Source organism: Streptomyces sp. NPDC058157, assembly GCF_042884105.1.
GTDB lineage: Bacteria > Actinomycetota > Actinomycetes > Streptomycetales > Streptomycetaceae > Streptomyces.
Genome location: NZ_JBHVUQ010000039.1, coordinates 33,184 through 50,932, shown reverse-complemented (window position 1 = coordinate 50,932; position 17,749 = coordinate 33,184). Strand labels below are relative to the sequence as shown.

18 protein-coding genes are annotated in these 17,749 nt (G+C 75.4%); 15 read left to right on the top strand and 3 right to left on the bottom strand.

Translation table 11 applies throughout. The features are described from left to right. Positions 1–15 precede the first annotated feature (15 nt). From ACFVXK_RS13005 to nadE, 10 genes are all read left to right on the top strand, one after another. On the top strand, positions 16–885 hold the full coding sequence (locus ACFVXK_RS13005) for a DMT family transporter (RefSeq protein WP_389611562.1): 870 nt from the start codon (positions 16–18) through the stop codon (positions 883–885). 5 nt (positions 886–890) lie between these two features. Next, the gene (locus tag ACFVXK_RS13000; protein ID WP_389611561.1) at positions 891–1,187 is read left to right on the top strand and encodes a hypothetical protein; all 297 of its coding nucleotides are present in this window, start codon (positions 891–893) and stop codon (positions 1,185–1,187) included. Positions 1,188–1,256: 69 nt separating this feature from the next. Next, the gene (locus ACFVXK_RS12995; protein WP_358893215.1) at positions 1,257–1,523 is read left to right on the top strand and encodes a GlsB/YeaQ/YmgE family stress response membrane protein; all 267 of its coding nucleotides are present in this window, start codon (positions 1,257–1,259) and stop codon (positions 1,521–1,523) included. A 72-nt stretch (positions 1,524–1,595) separates the two neighbouring features. Further along, positions 1,596–2,075: a ribonuclease E activity regulator RraA gene (rraA, locus tag ACFVXK_RS12990; protein WP_389611560.1), complete on the top strand. Its 480-nt coding sequence runs from the start codon at positions 1,596–1,598 to the stop codon at positions 2,073–2,075. Between the two features lie 78 nt (positions 2,076–2,153). After that, positions 2,154–3,797, top strand: a complete 1,644-nt coding sequence (locus ACFVXK_RS12985) for a peptide-N4-asparagine amidase (RefSeq protein WP_389611559.1) — start codon at positions 2,154–2,156, stop codon at positions 3,795–3,797. A gap of 27 nt (positions 3,798–3,824) precedes the next feature. Further along, positions 3,825–5,489 (top strand): serine/threonine-protein kinase, encoded by a 1,665-nt coding sequence (locus ACFVXK_RS12980; RefSeq protein ID WP_389611558.1) that lies wholly within the window; start codon positions 3,825–3,827, stop codon positions 5,487–5,489. 65 nt (positions 5,490–5,554) lie between these two features. Next, complete coding sequence (locus ACFVXK_RS12975) at positions 5,555–6,466, top strand: squalene/phytoene synthase family protein (RefSeq protein WP_389611557.1); 912 nt, start codon at positions 5,555–5,557, stop codon at positions 6,464–6,466. Between the two features lie 142 nt (positions 6,467–6,608). After that, the gene (locus ACFVXK_RS12970) at positions 6,609–7,835 is read left to right on the top strand and encodes a histidine kinase (protein ID WP_389611564.1); all 1,227 of its coding nucleotides are present in this window, start codon (positions 6,609–6,611) and stop codon (positions 7,833–7,835) included. Then, a complete protein-coding gene (locus ACFVXK_RS12965; RefSeq protein ID WP_389611556.1) occupies positions 7,832–8,437 on the top strand; it encodes a response regulator in 606 nt (201 codons plus the stop codon). Before ACFVXK_RS12970 ends, ACFVXK_RS12965 begins: the two co-directional genes overlap by 4 nt. A 124-nt stretch (positions 8,438–8,561) precedes the next feature. After that, positions 8,562–9,410 (top strand): ammonia-dependent NAD(+) synthetase, encoded by an 849-nt coding sequence (nadE, locus tag ACFVXK_RS12960; protein WP_389611555.1) that lies wholly within the window; start codon positions 8,562–8,564, stop codon positions 9,408–9,410. Between the two features lie 7 nt (positions 9,411–9,417). On the opposite strand, the gene ACFVXK_RS12955 is transcribed toward nadE, so the two are convergent. Together ACFVXK_RS12955 and ACFVXK_RS12950 are read right to left on the bottom strand one after the other, a co-directional pair. Beyond that, complete coding sequence (locus tag ACFVXK_RS12955) at positions 9,418–10,194, bottom strand: transglycosylase SLT domain-containing protein (protein ID WP_389611554.1); 777 nt, start codon at positions 10,192–10,194, stop codon at positions 9,418–9,420. A gap of 393 nt (positions 10,195–10,587) precedes the next feature. Continuing rightward, a complete protein-coding gene (locus tag ACFVXK_RS12950; RefSeq protein ID WP_389611553.1) occupies positions 10,588–11,550 on the bottom strand; it encodes a dihydrodipicolinate synthase family protein in 963 nt (320 codons plus the stop codon). A 71-nt stretch (positions 11,551–11,621) separates the two neighbouring features. On the opposite strand from ACFVXK_RS12950, the gene ACFVXK_RS12945 reads away from it, so the two are divergent. The 5 genes from ACFVXK_RS12945 to ACFVXK_RS12925 all read left to right on the top strand — a co-directional run bounded on the left by ACFVXK_RS12945 (position 11,622) and on the right by ACFVXK_RS12925 (position 17,108). Further along, positions 11,622–12,848, top strand: a complete 1,227-nt coding sequence (locus ACFVXK_RS12945; RefSeq protein ID WP_389611552.1) for a LysR family transcriptional regulator — start codon at positions 11,622–11,624, stop codon at positions 12,846–12,848. A 73-nt stretch (positions 12,849–12,921) separates the two neighbouring features. Next, a complete protein-coding gene (locus ACFVXK_RS12940) occupies positions 12,922–14,007 on the top strand; it encodes an S-(hydroxymethyl)mycothiol dehydrogenase (protein ID WP_389611551.1) in 1,086 nt (361 codons plus the stop codon). A gap of 107 nt (positions 14,008–14,114) precedes the next feature. Beyond that, the gene (locus ACFVXK_RS12935; RefSeq protein ID WP_389611550.1) at positions 14,115–15,425 is read left to right on the top strand and encodes an alpha/beta fold hydrolase; all 1,311 of its coding nucleotides are present in this window, start codon (positions 14,115–14,117) and stop codon (positions 15,423–15,425) included. A gap of 19 nt (positions 15,426–15,444) precedes the next feature. Further along, positions 15,445–16,209 (top strand): PIG-L deacetylase family protein, encoded by a 765-nt coding sequence (locus tag ACFVXK_RS12930; RefSeq protein WP_389611549.1) that lies wholly within the window; start codon positions 15,445–15,447, stop codon positions 16,207–16,209. Positions 16,210–16,274: 65 nt separating this feature from the next. Beyond that, positions 16,275–17,108, top strand: a complete 834-nt coding sequence (locus tag ACFVXK_RS12925) for an enoyl-CoA hydratase/isomerase family protein (protein WP_389611548.1) — start codon at positions 16,275–16,277, stop codon at positions 17,106–17,108. Here ACFVXK_RS12925 and ACFVXK_RS12920 read toward each other — a convergent pair. Beyond that, positions 17,105–17,734, bottom strand: a complete 630-nt coding sequence (locus ACFVXK_RS12920; protein WP_389611546.1) for an SMI1/KNR4 family protein — start codon at positions 17,732–17,734, stop codon at positions 17,105–17,107. The two genes, ACFVXK_RS12925 and ACFVXK_RS12920, sit on opposite strands and share 4 nt — an antisense overlap. Positions 17,735–17,749 lie beyond the last annotated feature (15 nt).

Here is a 17,749-nt window from a genome sequence, read left to right as displayed (position 1 = left end):
CGCCGGAGGTGAGCGGTGAACGCCACCCTGCTCGCCGTCGCGCTCTGCCTCGCCTCCGCCGTCACCTACGCGGCCGCCGCCGTCGCCCAGGAGCGGCTCGCCCGCCGGGCCGTCGCCCGCTCCGCCCGGGACCTCCTCGGCAACGGCGCCTGGTGGTGGTCGGCCGGGCTGAACGCCGCCGCCGCGCTGCTGCACGCCGCCGCCCTGCGCTACGGCCCGCTCACCCTGGTCCAGCCCCTCGGCGCCCTCACCCTCGTGGCCGCCGTCCCGCTCGGGGCGCGCGGCGCCGGCCGGCGGGTCGCCGCCACCGAGTGGCGGGGCACCCTGGCCACCGTCGCCGGGCTCGGCCTGCTGCTGCTCCCCGCCTCCGGCCCGGCCCCCGACGACACCCTCAGCGTCGCCGAGGCCCTCACCGTCTCCGGCGCCACCCTGGCCGTCATCGCCCTGCTCACCGCCCGCAAGGACCCCGGCCCCGGCCTGCGGCACGCCACCGCCTCCGGGCTGGCCTCCGCCGTGGCCTCCGCCCTGACCCAGACCGTGACCGTCGCGGGCGGCCGCGGCGGCTCCCTGCTCAGCGTCCGGGTGGTCACCGTCGCGCTGCTCGTCGTGGTCTTCGCGGTCGGCGGGATGCTGCTCTCGCAGCGGGCCTACCGGGGCGGCCTCGGCGCCCCGCTCGCGGTGGTCAACCTCGCCAACCCGCTCGCCGCCGCCGTCATCGGCATGGTCCTGCTCGGCGAACGCCTCCACGGCGGAGCCTTCGGCATCGTGCTCGCCGTCACCGGGGCCCTCGCCGCCGGCCGCGGCGTCCTCCTGCTGACCCGGACGGCGCCCGCTGCCCAGACCGGCGAGAACCACCCCGTCCCGGCCGGGCATGTGGCAGCCTGAGCACCATGGCCGACCGTTCGTACCTCTCCCTGTGGTCCCGGGACTCCGTGCTGTCCATCGGCTCGGTGGGCTCGGTGCTCTCCGTCGGCTCCGTCGGCAGCGTGCTGTCCGTCGGCTCCCTCGGCTCGGCCCTCTCCGTCGGCTCGACGGCCTCCTGGCTGAGCGCGGGCTCCGCCTTCTCGGCCCGCTCCACCCTCTCCCTGTTCTCCTACCGCTCCCGGGGCGGCCTCGCCGTGGCCGGAATCGGCGCCGTGACGGCCGCCGCCCTGGCCACCCGTCTGCTGCGGACCCGCCGCGGCTGAGAACCGCCGGGCCCGCGTCCGCGTCCTCCTCACCGTAGAGACGCAGACCAACGAGCGGAGTGAACGACCATGGGCATCATCGGCTGGATCGTCCTGGGCCTGCTGGCCGGAGGCATCGCCAAGATCCTGCTGCCCGGCCGGGACCCCGGCGGCCTCATCGGCACCACCCTCATCGGCGTCGCGGGCGCCTTCATCGGCGGCTGGCTCTCCGCCAAGTTCCTGGACCGCCCCATCCAGAACCACTTCTTCGACCTCGCCACCTGGGGCTCCGCCATCGCCGGCTCCCTCGTCCTGCTCATCGGCTACCGGATCCTCTTCGGCAACTCCCGCGACTGAGCCGCGAGCACCCGCCGCATACGCTGGGCCGCGCACGGCACGACGTACGAGTTGCGAGGAGCCCCCAGCGAGATGAGCGTCACCCCCGTCCCCACCGCCGACCTCTACGACGAGCACGGCGAAGACCTCGGCATCTGCACCACCGCCTTCCGCGCCATCGGCGGCCGCCGCCTCTTCGCCGGACCGGTGCGCACCGTCCGCTGCCACGAGGACAACGCCCTGCTGCGCGAGCTCCTCCACACCCCCGGTGACGGCGCCGTCCTCGTCATCGACGGCGGCGGCTCGCTGCGCACCGCCCTCGTCGGCGACCTCATCGCCGGCGCCGCGGAGCGCTCCGGCTGGGCCGGACTGATCGTCAACGGCGCGGTCCGCGACAGCGTGGCGCTGGGCGGGCTCGACCTCGGCGTCCAGGCGCTCGGCACCTGCCCGCGCAAGAGCGGCAAGACCGGCGCGGGCGCCGTGGACGAGCCCGTCACCATCGGCGGGGTCACCTTCCGCCCGGGCGACACCGTGTACGCGGACGACGACGGCGTCGTGGTTCTCCCCGCCTGAAGCCGTAGGCGAGTTCGCGCCAGGACCGGACCACCGGCCCTGGCGGCCGGGACCGGGGAGCCGCTTCACTGCGGGCCCATGAGACGACACAGGATCATGGGCCTGCTCGGCGCGCTCACCCTCGCCGCGGGCACCCTGGCCGCCACCGCCGGACCCGCGGCGGCCACCCCCGCCCCGGTCTCCGCCCGGCCCGCGGACACCCCGCCCGCCGAGTTCGGCACCGACTGGCACGACCCCCTCACCGCCGCCCCGCCCGTGGAACACCCCGCCACCACCTCCTGCCGGGTCACCCTCGCCGAGGCGCAGTTCCGCGACTTCACCCCCTACCGGGGCGACTACACCCCGCCCGCGGGCTGCGGCCGCGCCGACTGGGCCAAGGTGGTGCTCCGCCTCGACGGCAAGGTCAAGGGCCGCCAGTACGACCGCCTCGGCCACCTCGCCGTCGGCGGCGTGGAGATCCTGAGCACCTCCACCCCCGAACCCTCGCCCGAGGGCATCGAGTGGTCCGTGGAGAAGGACGTCACCCGCTACCGCGACACCCTCGCCCGCCCGCAGCCCGTCGAGATGCTGATCGGCAACGTCGTCGACGACACCTACACCGGCGTCATCGACGTCAAGGTCACCCTCACCTTCTACGCCGCCGAGGGCCGCACCCGCCCCGCCCCCGCCCCCGACCGCGTCCTCCCGCTCACCACCCCGGCCGTCACCACCCCGCGCAACACCGAACGGATCCTCGCCGAGGTCTACGCCACCGGCTCCGGCGGCGGCTGCGAGGAGTTCTGGTACCTGACCGTCCCCGACGCGGCGCCCTACTCCTGCAAGGCCGCCGACGGCCCCTACCGCGAGGTCCGCGTCTCCGTCGACGGACAGCTCGCCGGGCTGGCCGCCCCCTTCCCGACCGTCTGGACCGGCGGCTGGTCCAACCCCTTCCTCTGGTACGTCACCCCCGGCCCGCACGCCTTCGACGTCCCGCCCGCCGTCTACGACCTCACCCCCTACGCCGCCCTCCTCAACGACGGCCGCCCGCACCGGATCGAGGTGACCGTCGCCGGGGTACCGGCCGGCCAGAGCGGCTGGAGCACCCCCGCCAACCTGCTGCTGTGGCAGGACCGGGGCCGCGAGGTCGTCACCGGATCCCTCACCCGCCACGAGGAGACCGCCCCCACCGGCACCTCCCGCTGGACCCCCGCCGCCCCCGGCGGCGAACACCGCCTGGACACCGACGGCGCCCACCGACTCACCACCGCCGGGTACCTCGACACCTCCCACGGCCGCGTCACCACCACCGTCACCCGGGCCGTGGGCAACACGTCCGCCCACCGCTGGACCGACGGCGAGAACCGCGACGCCCTCACCGCCACCTGGAACGACGAGGAGAGCGTCACCCGGGGCGCCACCACCACCCGCACCACCCGCGTCTACACCATGGACGGCGAGACCACCCTCGGCGCCGGCGACCGGCTGCGCACCGTCCTCTCCCTGGGCGACCGCGCCGACACCGTCACCCTGCGCGGCGGGCACGAGACCGGCCGGACCCGCCTGGACGACCGGTACACGGGCGACGCCTCGTACACCGCGAACGTCCCGCGCGACCAGCGCCACGCCGTCGGCACCACCACCGCCCGCTACCAGCTGTACGGGTCCGAAATCGGCGGCGGCTGTTACGACCGTACGGTGTCCACCGCGCAGGGCGCCCTGACGGCGGACCGGCGCCGCTGCTGACGGAGGCGCCCTCTACGATGACCGGCCATGGACACGAGTGAGGCCGGCAGACGGCTGGTCGACGGCCGTTTCGAACTGATCGCACCCCTGGGCGCCGGAGGCATGGGAACGGTGTGGCGCGCCCGCGACATCGCCCTGCACCGCGAGGTCGCCCTCAAGGAGGTGCGCCCGCCGGACCCGGCCTCCGAGGCCGCCAACCCCGGGCTCTCCGCCCAGATGCGCGAACGGGCCGTGCGCGAGGCCCGGGCCCTGGCCCGCCTCGCGCACCCCGGCGTCGTGACCATCCACCACATCGTGGAGCCCGCCCCCGGCACCGACGGCCACCCGTGGATCGTGATGGAGCTGGTCAAGGGCGGCTCCCTGCACGACCGGCTGGCCGACGGCCCCCTGCCGGTCGCCGACGTGGTGCGGCTCGGGCTCGACGTCCTGTCCGCGCTGCGCGCCGCGCACGCCGAAGGGGTCCTGCACCGGGACGTGAAACCGGCCAACGTGCTGCTGCGGCCCGACGGAGCCGCCGTGCTCACCGACTTCGGCATCGCCGCCCTGGGCGGGGCCACCGCCCTCACCTCCACCGGGGTCCTGATCGGCTCGCCCGAGTACATCGCCCCCGAACGGGCCCGGGGCGAGGAGGGGCTGGCCGCCTCCGACCTGTGGTCGCTGGGCATGATGCTGTACGTGGCCGCCGAGGGCACCCACCCGCTGCGCCGGGCCACCAGCCTCGCCACCGTCGTCGCCGTCCTCGACGACCCGATCCCGGCGCCGGTCCGCTCCGGCCCGCTGGGCCCCGTACTGGAACGGCTCCTCGTCCGCGACCCGGCGGTACGGCCCGACGGCGCCGCACTGGAAGCCCTGCTCCGCGCCGCGAGCACCGCTCTCGCCACCGGCGGGAGCCCGGCCGCCCCGGCGGTCCCGCCCGCGTACGCGCCCCCGCCCCCGCCGTCCGACACCCGGCCCTTCGTCCCCGGCGGCGGCTCCCCCTACGACGCCACGGCCCCCGTCACCCCGGCCCGCGGCCGCCGCCGCCCGGTCCTGATCGGCGCCCTCCTCGCCGTCGCCCTCACCGGCGGCGCCGTCGGCCTCGTCCAGGCGTTCCCCGACGGCGGTTCCGGCTCCGCCGGCGCGAACGCCAAGGGCCCCACCACCGGCGCCCCCGCCACGACCGGCGCCGCCGGCCTCGCCACCGGCGGCCGGGCCACCCCGGCCACCGTCCCGTCGGCACGGCAGAGCGGCCCCGCCGGCGAGGCCGGGGGCAGCATGCTCACCCCCGACCGGGTCCGCACCGCCCTCGCGGCGTTCAAGCAGCTGTCCGGCACCACCACCTTCGTGGAGATGACCGTCTACGAGGGGTACGTGCTCGCCTCCATCCCCACGCCCGACGGCGCCGGGACCTACGACCGCTACGAGTACCGCGACGGCCGGGCCAAGCGGACCGGACCCGGCGGCCGGATCGACGACGCCAAGGCGCTCGTCGACATGAACGCCGTGAACTGGGACGCCCTGCCCGGCCTCCTCGACCGGGCCCAGAAGGAACTCGGCGTGACCAAGCCGACCTCCCGCTACGTCATCGTGGAGCCCTGGCTGTTCGACGGCGGCTCCACCTCCGTGCGGCCCTACCTGAGCGACGAGTACGGCCGGGGCGGCTACCTGTACGCCGACGCCCAGGGCGACGTCAAGAAGGTCTACCGCTCCTGACATCGTGTCCCCGTGGCCCGCACACGCGTACGGGCGGGGACACGGCACAAGGGAGCACGCACACGATGCCCAGCTGGCGCACCACCCTCACCCGGGCCGGGATATCCGGCCCCGGGCTGCGGGACGACTACACCCGGGCCGCGCGCGGAGTGCTGCGCCGCGACCCCGCCCGGTTCGTCACCCTGCGCCTGCTGGCCGCACCGCCCCTGGTGCCCCGGCTCGCGGCGGGCCTGGCCTTCATGAACCTCGTCGACGACGTGGCCGAGACCGGTACCCCGCAGGCGCGGAGCGCCGGCCTCGCCGAGCTGACCGCCCGCACCACACGGGCCCTGGAGACCGGCGACAGCCCCGACCCGCTGCTGCGCGCGTACGCCCACGCCGTCGGCACCGGCGGGCTGCCCACCCACTGGATCACCCGCTTCCTCGACGGCGCGGCCACCGCCGAGGCCGCCTTCGACGGGTTCGGCACCGAGGAGGACTTCCAGGCCTACCTCGACGCCTACGCCTGGCCCGGGGTCCTGGTCTTCACCGGACTCCAGTACCAGGGCGGCCCGGACGCCGCGCAGGCCGCCGGCTGGCGCACCTTCGTCGACGCCGCCCAGCGCGTCGACTTCCTCGCCGACCTGGCCGGCGACCTCGCCGAGGGCCGGCTGTGCCTGCCGCGCGCCCGGCTCGACGAGCACTCCGTCACCCGCGCCGACCTCGAAGGCGCCCGCGACACCCCCGCCGTCCGCGCCCTCCTCGCCGCTGAATGCCGCCTCGCCCGCACGGCCCTGGCCGCCGCCGACGAGGGGATCCTCGAACTCACCGCCCCCGGACTGCGCCCGGTGGTCGCCGCCATGGCGGAGCTGATGGGCCACCAACTCGCCGCGGTGGAGCGGGCCGGGGCCGGAGTACTGCGCAAGGACGTCGGTTACGGCTTCAAGGCCCCGGCCGGCACCCTGCTGCGCGCACTGCGCCGGCGCCGGGCGTTGTGACATTCGTACTGCCCAGGAGCGTACGGGCGGCTCTGCCACCGGCCCCGTCCCGGTCCCTACCGTGGTGGTCATGAGAGAACAGCTCTCCCCGCCGCCCCTCCTCACGGACGGCGCGGCGGCGGAACGGGAAGCGGGAACGGACATGCGGGACGACTGCCGGAGCAAGGACGACTGGAAGGCCGACTGGCCCGCCCGCAAGGCGGCGTGGCGCGCGGCGGAGAAGGCCCGCAAGGCGCGCGGCGAGGCCCCCGACTACGGCCGCGGCCCCCTGGGGCCGCCCAACGCCTTCACCCTCCTGCCCTGGCTCCTCCTCGGCATGGGCGCCATCTCCAACGTGGTCCACGGCCAGACCCCCAACCCGTGGGTCGGCGCACTGGGCCTGCTGGTCTTCAACTCCCTCTACGTCACCCTGGCGTTCCGCGCCTTCCACAAGGAGGCCCGGGAACTGCCCTCCACCCGCTGGTGCCTGGTCGTCCTCGGCGCCGTCACCTGCGCCCTGGCCGGCGCCTACGGGGACAGCTGGCTGCTGTTCTTCCCGCTGCTGGGCCTGGCCGCCGGCGCGGTGATCCGGGGCCGGCGGCTCGGCCAGGTGATGTTCGGCATCAGCGCCCTCGCCGGGGTGATCGGCGGACTGCGCGAGGGCTGGGACGCCCTCGGCATCGTCTACGGGACCTTCCTGTCCGGCATGGTCACCGCGGCCATCCTCGCCCTGTCCGAGACGGTGAAGGAACTGCGCGACACCCGCCAGGAGCTGGCCCGGTCGGCGGTGGACCAGGAACGGCTGCGCTTCTCCCGCGACCTGCACGACCTGCTCGGCCACACCCTGTCGGTGATCGTCGTGAAATCGGAGGCGGCCCGGCGCATCGCCCCCCGCGACATGGAGGCCGCCATCGGCCAGGTCCGCGACATCGAGACCGTCGGCCGCCAGGCCCTCACTGAGATCCGCGAGGCCGTCACCGGCTACCGCGAGGCCAGCCTCGCCGCCGAACTCGACCGGGCCCGGGGCGCGTTGAGCGCCGCCGGCATCGAGCCCCGGGTGCGCCAGTCCGGCCCCCCGCTGCCCCCGCAGACCGCCGCGCTGCTGAGCTGGGTGGTCCGCGAGGCGGCCACCAACGCCGTCCGCCACAGCGGGGCCGCCGGCTGCGACATCGAGGTGCAGGGCGGGCCGGAACGGGTCCGGCTGGTGATCACCGACGACGGGCGCGGCGTAGGCTCGACCCCGCCGGGCAGCGGACTGACCGGCCTCGGAGAACGCCTCGCCGCCGCGGGCGGCACGCTCACCAGCGGCCCCGTACCGGGCGGGGGCTTCCGGGTCACCGCCGAACTCCCCGTGGAGCCGGCCGCGGAAGGGGACGAGGGGACCGGATGATCAGGCTGCTGCTGGCGGAGGACCAGGGGATGATGCGCGGCGCCCTGGCCCTGCTGCTCGGGCTGGAGGAGGACATCGAGGTCGTGGCGCAGGTGGCCGCCGGGGACGAGATCGTGCCCGCCGCCCTCGAGGCCCGGCCCGACGTGGCCCTCCTCGACATCGAACTCCCGGGCCGCAGCGGCCTCGACGCCGCGGCCGAGCTGCGCACGGCCTGCCCCGGCACCCGGGTGCTGATCCTGACCACCTTCGGCCGCCCCGGCTACCTGCGCCGGGCGATGGAGGCGGGGGCCGCCGGGTTCCTCGTCAAGGACGGGCCGGTGGAGGAACTGGCCGCCGCGGTCCGCCGGGTGCTGGCGGGGGAGACCGTGATCGACCCCTCGCTCGCCGCCGCCGCGCTCAGCGCGGGCCCGAACCCGCTGACCCCGCGCGAGGCGGACGTGCTGAACGCCGCCGTCGACGGGGCCACGGTCGCCGACATCGCGGCCCGGGTGCACCTGTCGGAGTCGACCGTGCGCAACTACCTGTCGGCGGCCATCGGCAAGACCGGCACCCGCAACCGCATGGAGGCCGTCCGCGCGGCCCGCCGCCAGGGCTGGCTCTGAGGCACGGCCGGGGCGGCGGGGCCGCCTGGGTAGGCTGGGGCCCAGACACCACACCGTCGAACGGGACGCGGCTGTCCGCGGACGGCGCGGACGGCGCGGACACCGCCGAGAACGAGGAGCAGACGTGAGCGAGCCGGCGTCCATCGCCCTGCAGCAGGAGATCGCCCGGGACCTGGAGGTCGCCGAGACCTTCGACGCCGAGCGGGAGATCGAGCGCCGGGTGGCCTTCCTCGCCGAGCGGCTGACCTCGACCGGCCTGCGCTCCCTCGTCCTCGGGATCAGCGGCGGCGTGGACTCCACCACCGCGGGCCGGCTGTGCCAGCTCGCCGTCGAGCGGGCCCGCGCGGCCGGGCACGAGGCCCGGTTCCACGCGATGCGGCTGCCCTACGGGGTCCAGGCCGACGAGCACGACGCCCAGCTCGCGCTGTCCTTCATCCGCGCCGACGCGGTCCTGACCGTGGACGTGAAGCCGGCGAGCGACGCCGCCCTGGAGGCCGCACGGGCCGCCGGCGTGGAGTTCCGCGACGCGCACCACCAGGACTTCGTCCACGGCAACATCAAGGCCCGCCAGCGCATGATCGCCCAGTACGCGGTGGCCGGCGCCCACGACGGCCTGGTGGTCGGCACCGACCACGCCGCCGAGGCGGTCTCCGGCTTCTTCACCAAGTTCGGCGACGGAGCGGCCGACCTGGTCCCGCTGACCGGCCTGACCAAGCGCCGGGTGCGCGCGGTCGCGGACGCCCTGGGCGCGCCCGCCGAGCTGGTGTGGAAGGTCCCGACGGCCGACCTGGAGACCCTCGACCCGGGCAAGGCCGACGAGGACGCCCTCGGGGTCACCTACGACGACATCGACGACTTCCTGGAGGGCAAGCCGGTCGACGCGCGGGCCTTCGAGACCATCGTCCGCCGCTACCGGCTCACCGACCACAAGCGCCGGCTGCCGATCGCCCCGGGGCACGCCGCGGCCCGGTAGCCCGGGCTCAGTAGGCGCCGTTGACGTTGTCGATCGAGCCGTAGCGGGCGGCCGCGTAGTTGCAGGCGGCCGTGATGTTCGCGACGGGGTCGTAGGAGTCCATCGCCGTGCCCGGCACGTGGTAGGCCCGGAAGGTCGGGTCGATCACCTGGAGCAGCCCCTTGGAGGGGATGCCGGCCGCGGCGTTGGAGTCCCAGTTGTTGATGGCGAGGGGGTTGCCGGAGGACTCCCGCATCACGTTGCGGTGGATGCCGTCGTAGCTGCCGGGGATCCCGTGCCGGGCCATGATGTCCAGCGACTGCCGGATCCAGCCGTCCAGGTTGTTCGCGTACGTCTTCACGGCGGCGGGCGCCGCGGCGGGCTGGGCGGCGAGGGCGGTGGCCCGGGCGGCGGCGGCCTTCGCGGCCCCGCCGAGCGCCAGTTTGAGGCCCGGGCGGATGACGGCCGGATCGCTGCCGATGACCTCGCGGTTGGCGGCGTAGAGGGCCTTCCAGCCGCCGCTCACGGAATGCTCGGCCGCGATCTTCGCCAGGGTGTCGCCGCCGACCACGGAATAGATCAGGGGGGCCGCCGCCTTTTTCGTCGCCGGTTGGGCGGCGGGCTCCGCGGCGGGGAGCGCCAGGGTGTGCGCGGCGGGTGCCGCGGCCGGCTGCAGGGCGGCCGCCCCGGCCGTGGTCGCGCTGATCAGGGGGAGGGCGAGGGCCGCTCCGCCCGTGCCGGCGAAGGCCAGCCTGCGGGCGATCTTGTGCTGCTTCGACCGGCGGTGCTTACCCGATGCGGGCATGGCGCATTTCCTCACGTGCGGGTGCGGGGAAGTCCCGGGGTGCGGCCGGATTCGGCAGTGGGCCACCGGGAATGAGGGTGACCGTAGGCCAGCGTGAAGGGCCGGACAAGACGCGAATTCCACCCGGAGATCGACTTCCGGCGGACCGCCCGCGAAACGACCTTGAAAAACTTCTCGGGAAATCCGGGTTTCCCTTTCCGGGAAAAGGGAATCGACCCTTCCGGGGAAATGGATGTTGGCCCGGCGGGTGTGGCTCACATCACGGCCCCGCCGGGCCCCTCGCCCCCGTTCCCCATACGGGTAATTAGCGGGCCGATGCCGCCGATTGGGGCGACCTGCGCGAGAGTTTGCAATCCGCTCGAATGTGAAGGAAACGGGCGCACCCGGGTGGGGTCAGAGCGCGGCCAGCTCCTTCAGGGCGGCCGTCACCGCCGCCTCGGACGCCGGCAGCATCGGAAGCCGTACGTCAGGCGTGGGGATCCGCCCCTGCGCGTACAGCACCCCCTTGACCACCCCCGGGTTCGGCTCCGCGAAGAGGGCCGCCGAAAGCCGCGCCAGCCGGTGGCCGAGCTCCCGGGCCCGCACCGCGTCGCCGTCCCGCCAGGCCCCGGCCAGCTCCGCGAACCGCTCCGTCGCCAGGTGCGCCGACGCCAGGATCCCGCCCGAGGCCCCGAGCGCGAGCAGCGGGGACACGTACACGTCGTCCCCGGCCAGCACCGCGAACCCGTCCGGCAGGTCGCCCAGCAGTGCCACCGTCTCCTGGTCGATCCCGCCGCCTGCGTACTTCACCCCGGCCACCCCGGGCAGCGAGCCCAGCTCACGCAGCGCGGCCGCGTCCAGCGGCTGCCCCGTCCGGTAGGGGATGTGATAGACGATCAGCGGAACCGGGCTGACGGCGGCCAGCCGTGCGAAGTGCGCCAGCACCCCAGCCGCCGAGGGCCGGACGAACGCGGGCACGGTCACCAGCGCGGCCCCCGTCTCCGGCCACCGCGCCAGCCGCGCCAGCGCGGCCTCGCTCGCCCGGGTCCCGCTCCCTCCCGCCCCCACCGTCAGCGGCGCGCCCCGCTCCCGGCAGACCCGCGCGCAGACCCCGGTGACCAGGTCGCGCTCGTCCTCCTCCAGGGCCGCCACCTCGGCGGTGGTGCCCAGGGCGACGATCCCGGCGGCGCCCGCGTCGAGCACCTCGTGCGCGAGGGCCTCCAGCGCCCCGGCGGCGACCTCCCCGCCGCGGGTGAAGGGGGTGACGAGGGGGACGTGGATCCCTTCGAGGGGCGGGACCGCAGTCCGGTCCGCCGTGTGCCGCGTGTCTTGCGTGTCCTGGGTGTGCTGTGTGTCCTGCTCCGTGTCCTGTCGCATGCCCAAGAGCCTCGCCCGCCCCGAGCGCCGAATCCAGTTCACATTCCTTACGTGATCCGTAAGCTGAGCCGATGCTCGACGTACGCCGCCTGCGGCTCCTGCGTGAACTCGCCCGCCGCGGCACCATCGCCGCCGTGGCCGAGGCCCTCGCCTACAGCCCCTCCGCCGTCTCCCAGCAGCTCGCCGTCCTGGAGCGCGAGGCCGGGCTGCCGCTGCTGGAGCGCACCGGCCGCCGGGTCCGGCTCACCCCGGCCGCCCAGAACCTGGTCGGGCACGCCGAGGCGGTCCTGGAGCGGCTCGAACAGGCCGAGGCCGACCTCGCCGAGGCCCGCAGCGGCCTCGCCGGGGTGCTGCGCGTCGGGGCCTTCCCCACCGCCACCCGCGCCCTCGTCCCGGCCGCCCTGGTCCACCTGGCCCGCCGCCACCCGGCGCTGGAGCCGATGGTCCACGAGACCGACCCGGCGGCGGTCGCGCACGCGCTGCGGGCCGGGGAACTGGACGTGGCCCTGGTCCACGAGTACGACTTCGTCCCCACCCCCGCCGAGCCGGGCCTCGCCACCCGACCCCTGTACGGGGAGGCGATGTACCTGGCGACCCCGGCGCCGGAGCCGCCTCCGACCGCGGGACCGACCCCCTACCCGGCCCCCGGCCCGCGGTCGGAGCCGGACGCGCACCCGGAGCCCGGCCCCGGAACGGCACCGGCCGCGGGACCGTACCCGGGGCCGGCCTCGTGCCCGGCCCCCGCCCCGGCGGCGGAGGCGTGGCCGGAGCCGGACGCGTACTCGGGGCCCGGTCCCGGAACGGCACCGGCTGCGGCCGGGTACCCGGCCTCCGCCCCGGGTGCGGAGCCGTGGTCGGGGCCGGGGGCGCACCCGGGGCCCGGCCCGGGAGCGGGCCCGGCCGCGCCCGTCGGCGACCCCGTCCGCGACCAGGGCGCGGTGCTGCGGGCGCACCGGGACGCGCCCTGGATCACCGCCACCCCCGGCACCCTCTGCCACACCATGACCCTGCGCGCCTGCCAGGCCGCCGGGTTCACCCCGCGCGTCCGCCACCGCATCGACGAGTTCGCCACCGTCCTCGCGCTGGTCGCGGCCGGGCAGGGGGTGGCCGTCGTACCCCAGCTCGGGATGGCCGGCCCCCCGGACCCCGGCGTCGCCTTGACCCGCCTCCACATGGAACGCCGCACCAAGATCGCCTTCCGCGGCGGGGCCGGCGCCCACCCCGCCGTGGCCGCCTTCGCCGCCTCCCTCCGGGCCTGCGTACCGCCGGATCTGGCCGTACCGCGCGCCGGGACGTGACACAACTCCCGTACCGCGCGCCGCCCGTGTACGTTCGGTGATCCAGACCGATCCGATCAGAACGGGGTACGACGTGACACATCGCGTACGAGGAGTCATCGCGCGGAGCAAGGGCGCACCGGTGGAGACGACCACGATCCTCGTGCCCGACCCGGGCCCGGGCGAGGCCCTGGTCAAGGTCCAGGCCTGCGGGGTCTGTCACACCGACCTGCACTACCGCGAGGGCGGCATCAACGACGAGTTCCCCTTCCTCCTCGGCCACGAGGCGGCCGGCGTCGTCGAGTCCGTCGGCCCCGACGTCACCTCCGTCGCCCCCGGCGACTTCGTCGTCCTCAACTGGCGCGCGGTGTGCGGCACCTGCCGGGCCTGCAAGCGCGGACGCCCCTGGTACTGCTTCGCCACGCACAACGCCACCCAGCCCATGACCCTGGAGGACGGCACCCCGCTCTCCCCGGCGCTCGGCATCGGCGCCTTCGCGGAGAAGACCCTCGTCGCCGCCGGCCAGTGCACCAAGGTCGACCCGGCCGCCTCGCCCGCCGCCGCGGGCCTCCTGGGCTGCGGGGTGATGGCCGGCCTCGGCGCCGCCCTGAACACCGGCAACGTCGGGCGCGGCGACTCGGTCGCCGTCATCGGCTGCGGGGGAGTGGGCAACGCGGCGGTGGCCGGCGCCCGGCTGGCCGGCGCCTCGAAGATCATCGCCGTCGACCTGGACGACCGGAAGCTGGAGTGGGCGCGCGGACTCGGCGCCACCCACACCGTCAACGGGCGCGAGCAGGACGTGGTCAAGGCGATCCAGGAGCTGACCGGAGGCAACGGCGCGGACGTGGTCGTCGAGGCCGTCGGCCGCCCCGAGACCTACCGGCAGGCCTTCTACGCCCGCGACCTGGCCGGCACCGTCGTGCTGGTCGGCGTGCCCACCCCGGAGATGAAGCTCGAACTCCCCCTCCTCGACGTCTTCGGCCGCGGCGGGGCCCTGAAGTCCTCCTGGTACGGCGACTGCCTGCCCGAACGCGATTTCCCCCTGCTGATCGACCTCTACCTCCAGGGCCGGCTCGACCTCGACGCCTTCGTCTCCGAGACCATCCCGCTCGACGGGGTCGAGGAGGCCTTCGCCCGCATGGAGCGCGGCGAGGTGCTGCGCTCGGTGGTCGAGTTCTGAGCGGGTGACGCCGGGGCCGGTTCCGTAGACTCGGCCGGACCGCACACCTCCGCCCGCCCCGGCCGCGACCCGGCCGGGGCCAGGGCCCGCACCCCCAGGGGCCGTCCGTGACCCGCCAGCGCAGCCACAGCTACCGCCAGCCCGGTGTCGTCCTGACCGACCACCACTTCACCGTGCCGCTCGACCACGCCCGCCCCGGCGGGGAGCACATCGAGCTCTACGCGCGCGAGGTGGTGGCCACCGGCAAGGACCCCGAACGGCTGCCCTGGCTGCTCTACCTGGAGGGCGGCCCCGGCTTCGGGGCCCGGCGCTTCACCGGACGGCAGGCCTGGCTGGAGCGGGCCCTGGCCGACTACCGTGTCCTGCTCCTCGACCAGCGCGGCACCGGCCGCTCCACCCCCGCCAACCGGCAGACCCTGCCCCTGCGCGGCACCCCCGAGCAGCAGGCCGACTACCTCGCCCACTTCCGCGCAGACTCCATCGTCCGCGACGCCGAGCACCTGCGCCGCACCCTCACCGGCGGCGCGCCCTGGACCGTACTCGGCCAGAGCTTCGGCGGGTTCTGCGCCACCCACTACCTCTCCACCGCGCCCGAGGGCCTCACCGCCGCCCTGATCACCGGCGGGCTGCCCTCCCTGGACGCCACCGCGACCCAGGTGTACGAGGCCGCGTTCCCGCGCATCGAGCGCAAGAACCTCGCCCACTACGCCCGCTACCCGATGGACGTCGAACGCGCCCGCCGCATCGCCGCCCACCTCGCCGACCGTCCCGCCGAACTCCCCGGCGGCTACCGGCTCACCGCCGAGGCCTTCCAGTCGCTCGGCCTGCTCCTGGGCGGCGGCGACGGCAGCCACCAGCTCCACTACCTCCTCGAGGACGCCTTCGTCACCACCGCCTCCGGCCCCGCCCTCTCCGACGCCTTCCTCGAAGCGGCCCTCTCCCACCTCTCCTTCGCCGGCCACCCCCTCTACGCCCTCCTCCACGAGTCCATCTACGCCCAGGACCCCGCCACTCCCACCGGCTGGGCCGCCGAACGGGTCCGCGCCGCCCACCCGCGCTTCGACGCCGCGAAGACCCTCGGGGGCACGGACCCCCTCCTGTTCACCGGCGAGACCATCCATCCCTGGCACTTCACCGCGGACCCCGCCCTGGCCCCCCTGCGCGAGACCGCCGGCCTCCTGGCGGCCCGCACGGGCTGGCAGCCCCTCTACGACCCGGAGCGCCTGGCCGTCAACGAGGTCCCGGTGGCGGCCGCCGTCTACCACGACGACATGTACGTCGACACCGACCACTCCCTGCGCACCGCCCGCACGATCCGCGGCCTGCGCACCTGGGTGACGGACGAGTACGAACACGACGGCGTCCGCGCGGGCGGCCCCCGCGTCCTGGACCGCCTGCTCACGCTCCTGGAGGAGTAGTTCGCCTATTGTGCGACGCATGACCGAACAAGCTGATCAGCAGGCGCCCTTGCAGCCGATGCCCGCCGACTGGAAGCGCGCGCTCGCGGTCGTCGCCCACCCCGACGACCTGGAGTACGGCTGCGCGGCGGCCATCGCCCACTGGACGGACGGCGGCCGCGAGGTCGCCTACGTGCTCGCCACCCGCGGCGAGGCCGGGATCGACGGGGTGGCCCCGGACGAGTGCGGCCCCCTGCGCGAGGCCGAGCAGCGCGCCAGTGCGGCCGTCGTCGGGGTCTCCACCGTGGAGTTCCTCGACCACCGCGACGGAGTCGTCGAGTACGGCCCGGCCCTGCGCCGGGACATCGCCGCCGCCATCCGGCGCCACCGCCCCGAGCTGGTGATCACCCTCAACCACCGGGACACCTGGGGCGGAGCGGACGGCGGCGGGAACTGGAACAGCCCCGACCACAAGGCCGTCGGCCGGGCCGTCCTGGACGCCGCCGGAGACGCGGGCAACCGGTGGATCTTCCCCGAGCTCATCTCCGAGCAGGGCCTGGAGCCGTGGGACGGCGTGCGCTGGGTCGCGGTGTCGGGGACCACCACGCCCACGCACGCGGTCGAGGCGGAACCCGGGCTGGAGCGCGCCGTGCACTCCCTGCTGGAGCACAAGGCCTACATCGCGGCCCTGACCGACCAGGACCCGCAGGAGTACGTCCGGGACTTCCTGACCGGCAGCGTCCGGCAGGCGGCGGCCCGCTTCGGCGGCGTCCCTGCGGTCGCGTTCGAGGTCTTCCCCCGTTGACCCCTTGACCGCGGGCACCTAATCTGACGAGCCGTCAATTCTGGTGCCCGCGGGGGTGTTTCACGGTGATCGACACGATCGGCACGGACATCGGCGAGGGTGAGGAACGCCTCCGGCTGGAGGTCGAGGACGGGATCGCGCTCCTCACCCTCTGCCGCCCCGGCACGCTCAACGGCTGGAGCTGGGAGTCCACCCGACAGCTGGGCCTTCTCGCCGACCGGATCCGCTTCGACCCGGCGGTGCGCGCGGTGCTGCTGCGGGCGGAGGGCCGGGCCTTCTGCGCCGGCATCGACGTGACCGCCCCCGGCGGAGCCATGACGGGGGACTCCGCCGCCCAGCGGACCCGGAACTACTACGAGGGCATCCGCTGGGTCCACGAGCGCTTCGCCGTCCTCTCCCGCCTCCCGCAGCCCGTCGTCGCCGCCGTCCAGGGCTACTGCCTCGGCTTCGGCTTCGAACTGGCCCTGATGGCGGACATCCGGGTGGCCGCCGACGACGCGGTCTTCGCGCTGCCCGAGGCGCGGTTGGGGGTGGCGGTGGACGCCGGCGGGGACCTGCGGATCGCCCGGGAGGCGGGCGCGGGCTGGGCCAAGCTGCTGGCCCTGACCGGCCGGCGGATCGACGCCGTGACCGCCGAGCGGCTGGGCCTGGTCCAGCTGGTGGTGCCCCCGGCCGAGCTGGACACGACAGCCCGCGCCCTGGCGGCGGAGATCGCGGCGAACGCCCCGCTCGCCGTCCAGGGGATCAAGCGCGCGGTCGACGCCTACGCCGACGCCGCCCTCCCCGCGGCCCTCGACCGCGTGGCGATGACCGCCGCCCTCACCCTGACCTCCGAGGACGCCCGCGAGGGCTACACCGCCCAGGCCGCCCGCCGGCCCCCGCGCTTCGGGGGAGCCTAGGAGGCGGCCCCCGGTATGCGCAGGGCGCGGAAGCCCTCGTACTCCGCCCGCATCAGCCCGGCGAAGGACGCGTGGCGCACGGGGCCGGAGCCGCTCCAGCTGGAGTACCGGTACGCCGCCCACTCGCCGTCGGCGCCGATGTCACCGGGATCGAGGAGCAGCCAGGTCTGGTCCCCCGTCAGGGAGATCTGGACGGCCCGGTTCCACCGCGCGCTCTCGTACTCCTCGTGGTCCTCGTGTTCCTCGTAGCCCTGCTCGTCCTCCGCCTCGTCGTCGGCGTCGGCCTCGTCGTCGGCGTCCTCTTCCGCGTCCTCCGCCTCCCACAGGGTGAGGTCCTCGTGGACGGACGGCGTCAGCTCCCGCAGCAGTCCCACCTCCGCCGCCGGTGCGAGCAGCTCCACGAACTCCCCGGCCCACCGCCACCCGTCGGTGACCTCGAGGAACGCGCGGTAGGAAGGCGGCAGCGGGGCCCCGAGCCGGGCCTCGAGCGCGGCTGTCCGCTCCGCCGGGGCCGGGTCGAAGCCCAGCCAGCCGAGCGGCGGCCGCGCCGGGTCCTCGGTCCGCCCGGCGGCATCGCGCTCGGCGCTCCAGGTGCGCAGGAACGCTTCCCATTCGTGGATCTTCATGCTGCCGATGGTGCC

What these genes read in the sequence shown, in the direction of transcription:
- ACFVXK_RS12955 (WP_389611554.1), bottom strand. Translation starts at nt 10,194, where the DNA reads ATGCCCGCATCGGGTAAGCACCGCCGGTCGAAGCAGCACAAGATCGCC.
- ACFVXK_RS12970 (WP_389611564.1), top strand. Translation starts at nt 6,609, where the DNA reads ATGCGGGACGACTGCCGGAGCAAGGACGACTGGAAGGCCGACTGGCCC.
- ACFVXK_RS12995 (WP_358893215.1), top strand. Translation starts at nt 1,257, where the DNA reads ATGGGCATCATCGGCTGGATCGTCCTGGGCCTGCTGGCCGGAGGCATC.
- rraA (WP_389611560.1), top strand. Translation starts at nt 1,596, where the DNA reads ATGAGCGTCACCCCCGTCCCCACCGCCGACCTCTACGACGAGCACGGC.
- ACFVXK_RS12920 (WP_389611546.1), bottom strand. Translation starts at nt 17,734, where the DNA reads ATGAAGATCCACGAATGGGAAGCGTTCCTGCGCACCTGGAGCGCCGAG.
- ACFVXK_RS12975 (WP_389611557.1), top strand. Translation starts at nt 5,555, where the DNA reads ATGCCCAGCTGGCGCACCACCCTCACCCGGGCCGGGATATCCGGCCCC.
- ACFVXK_RS12950 (WP_389611553.1), bottom strand. Translation starts at nt 11,550, where the DNA reads ATGCGACAGGACACGGAGCAGGACACACAGCACACCCAGGACACGCAA.
- ACFVXK_RS12945 (WP_389611552.1), top strand. Translation starts at nt 11,622, where the DNA reads ATGCTCGACGTACGCCGCCTGCGGCTCCTGCGTGAACTCGCCCGCCGC.
- ACFVXK_RS12980 (WP_389611558.1), top strand. Translation starts at nt 3,825, where the DNA reads ATGGACACGAGTGAGGCCGGCAGACGGCTGGTCGACGGCCGTTTCGAA.
- ACFVXK_RS13000 (WP_389611561.1), top strand. Translation starts at nt 891, where the DNA reads ATGGCCGACCGTTCGTACCTCTCCCTGTGGTCCCGGGACTCCGTGCTG.
- ACFVXK_RS12930 (WP_389611549.1), top strand. Translation starts at nt 15,445, where the DNA reads ATGACCGAACAAGCTGATCAGCAGGCGCCCTTGCAGCCGATGCCCGCC.
- ACFVXK_RS12965 (WP_389611556.1), top strand. Translation starts at nt 7,832, where the DNA reads ATGATCAGGCTGCTGCTGGCGGAGGACCAGGGGATGATGCGCGGCGCC.
- ACFVXK_RS12985 (WP_389611559.1), top strand. Translation starts at nt 2,154, where the DNA reads ATGAGACGACACAGGATCATGGGCCTGCTCGGCGCGCTCACCCTCGCC.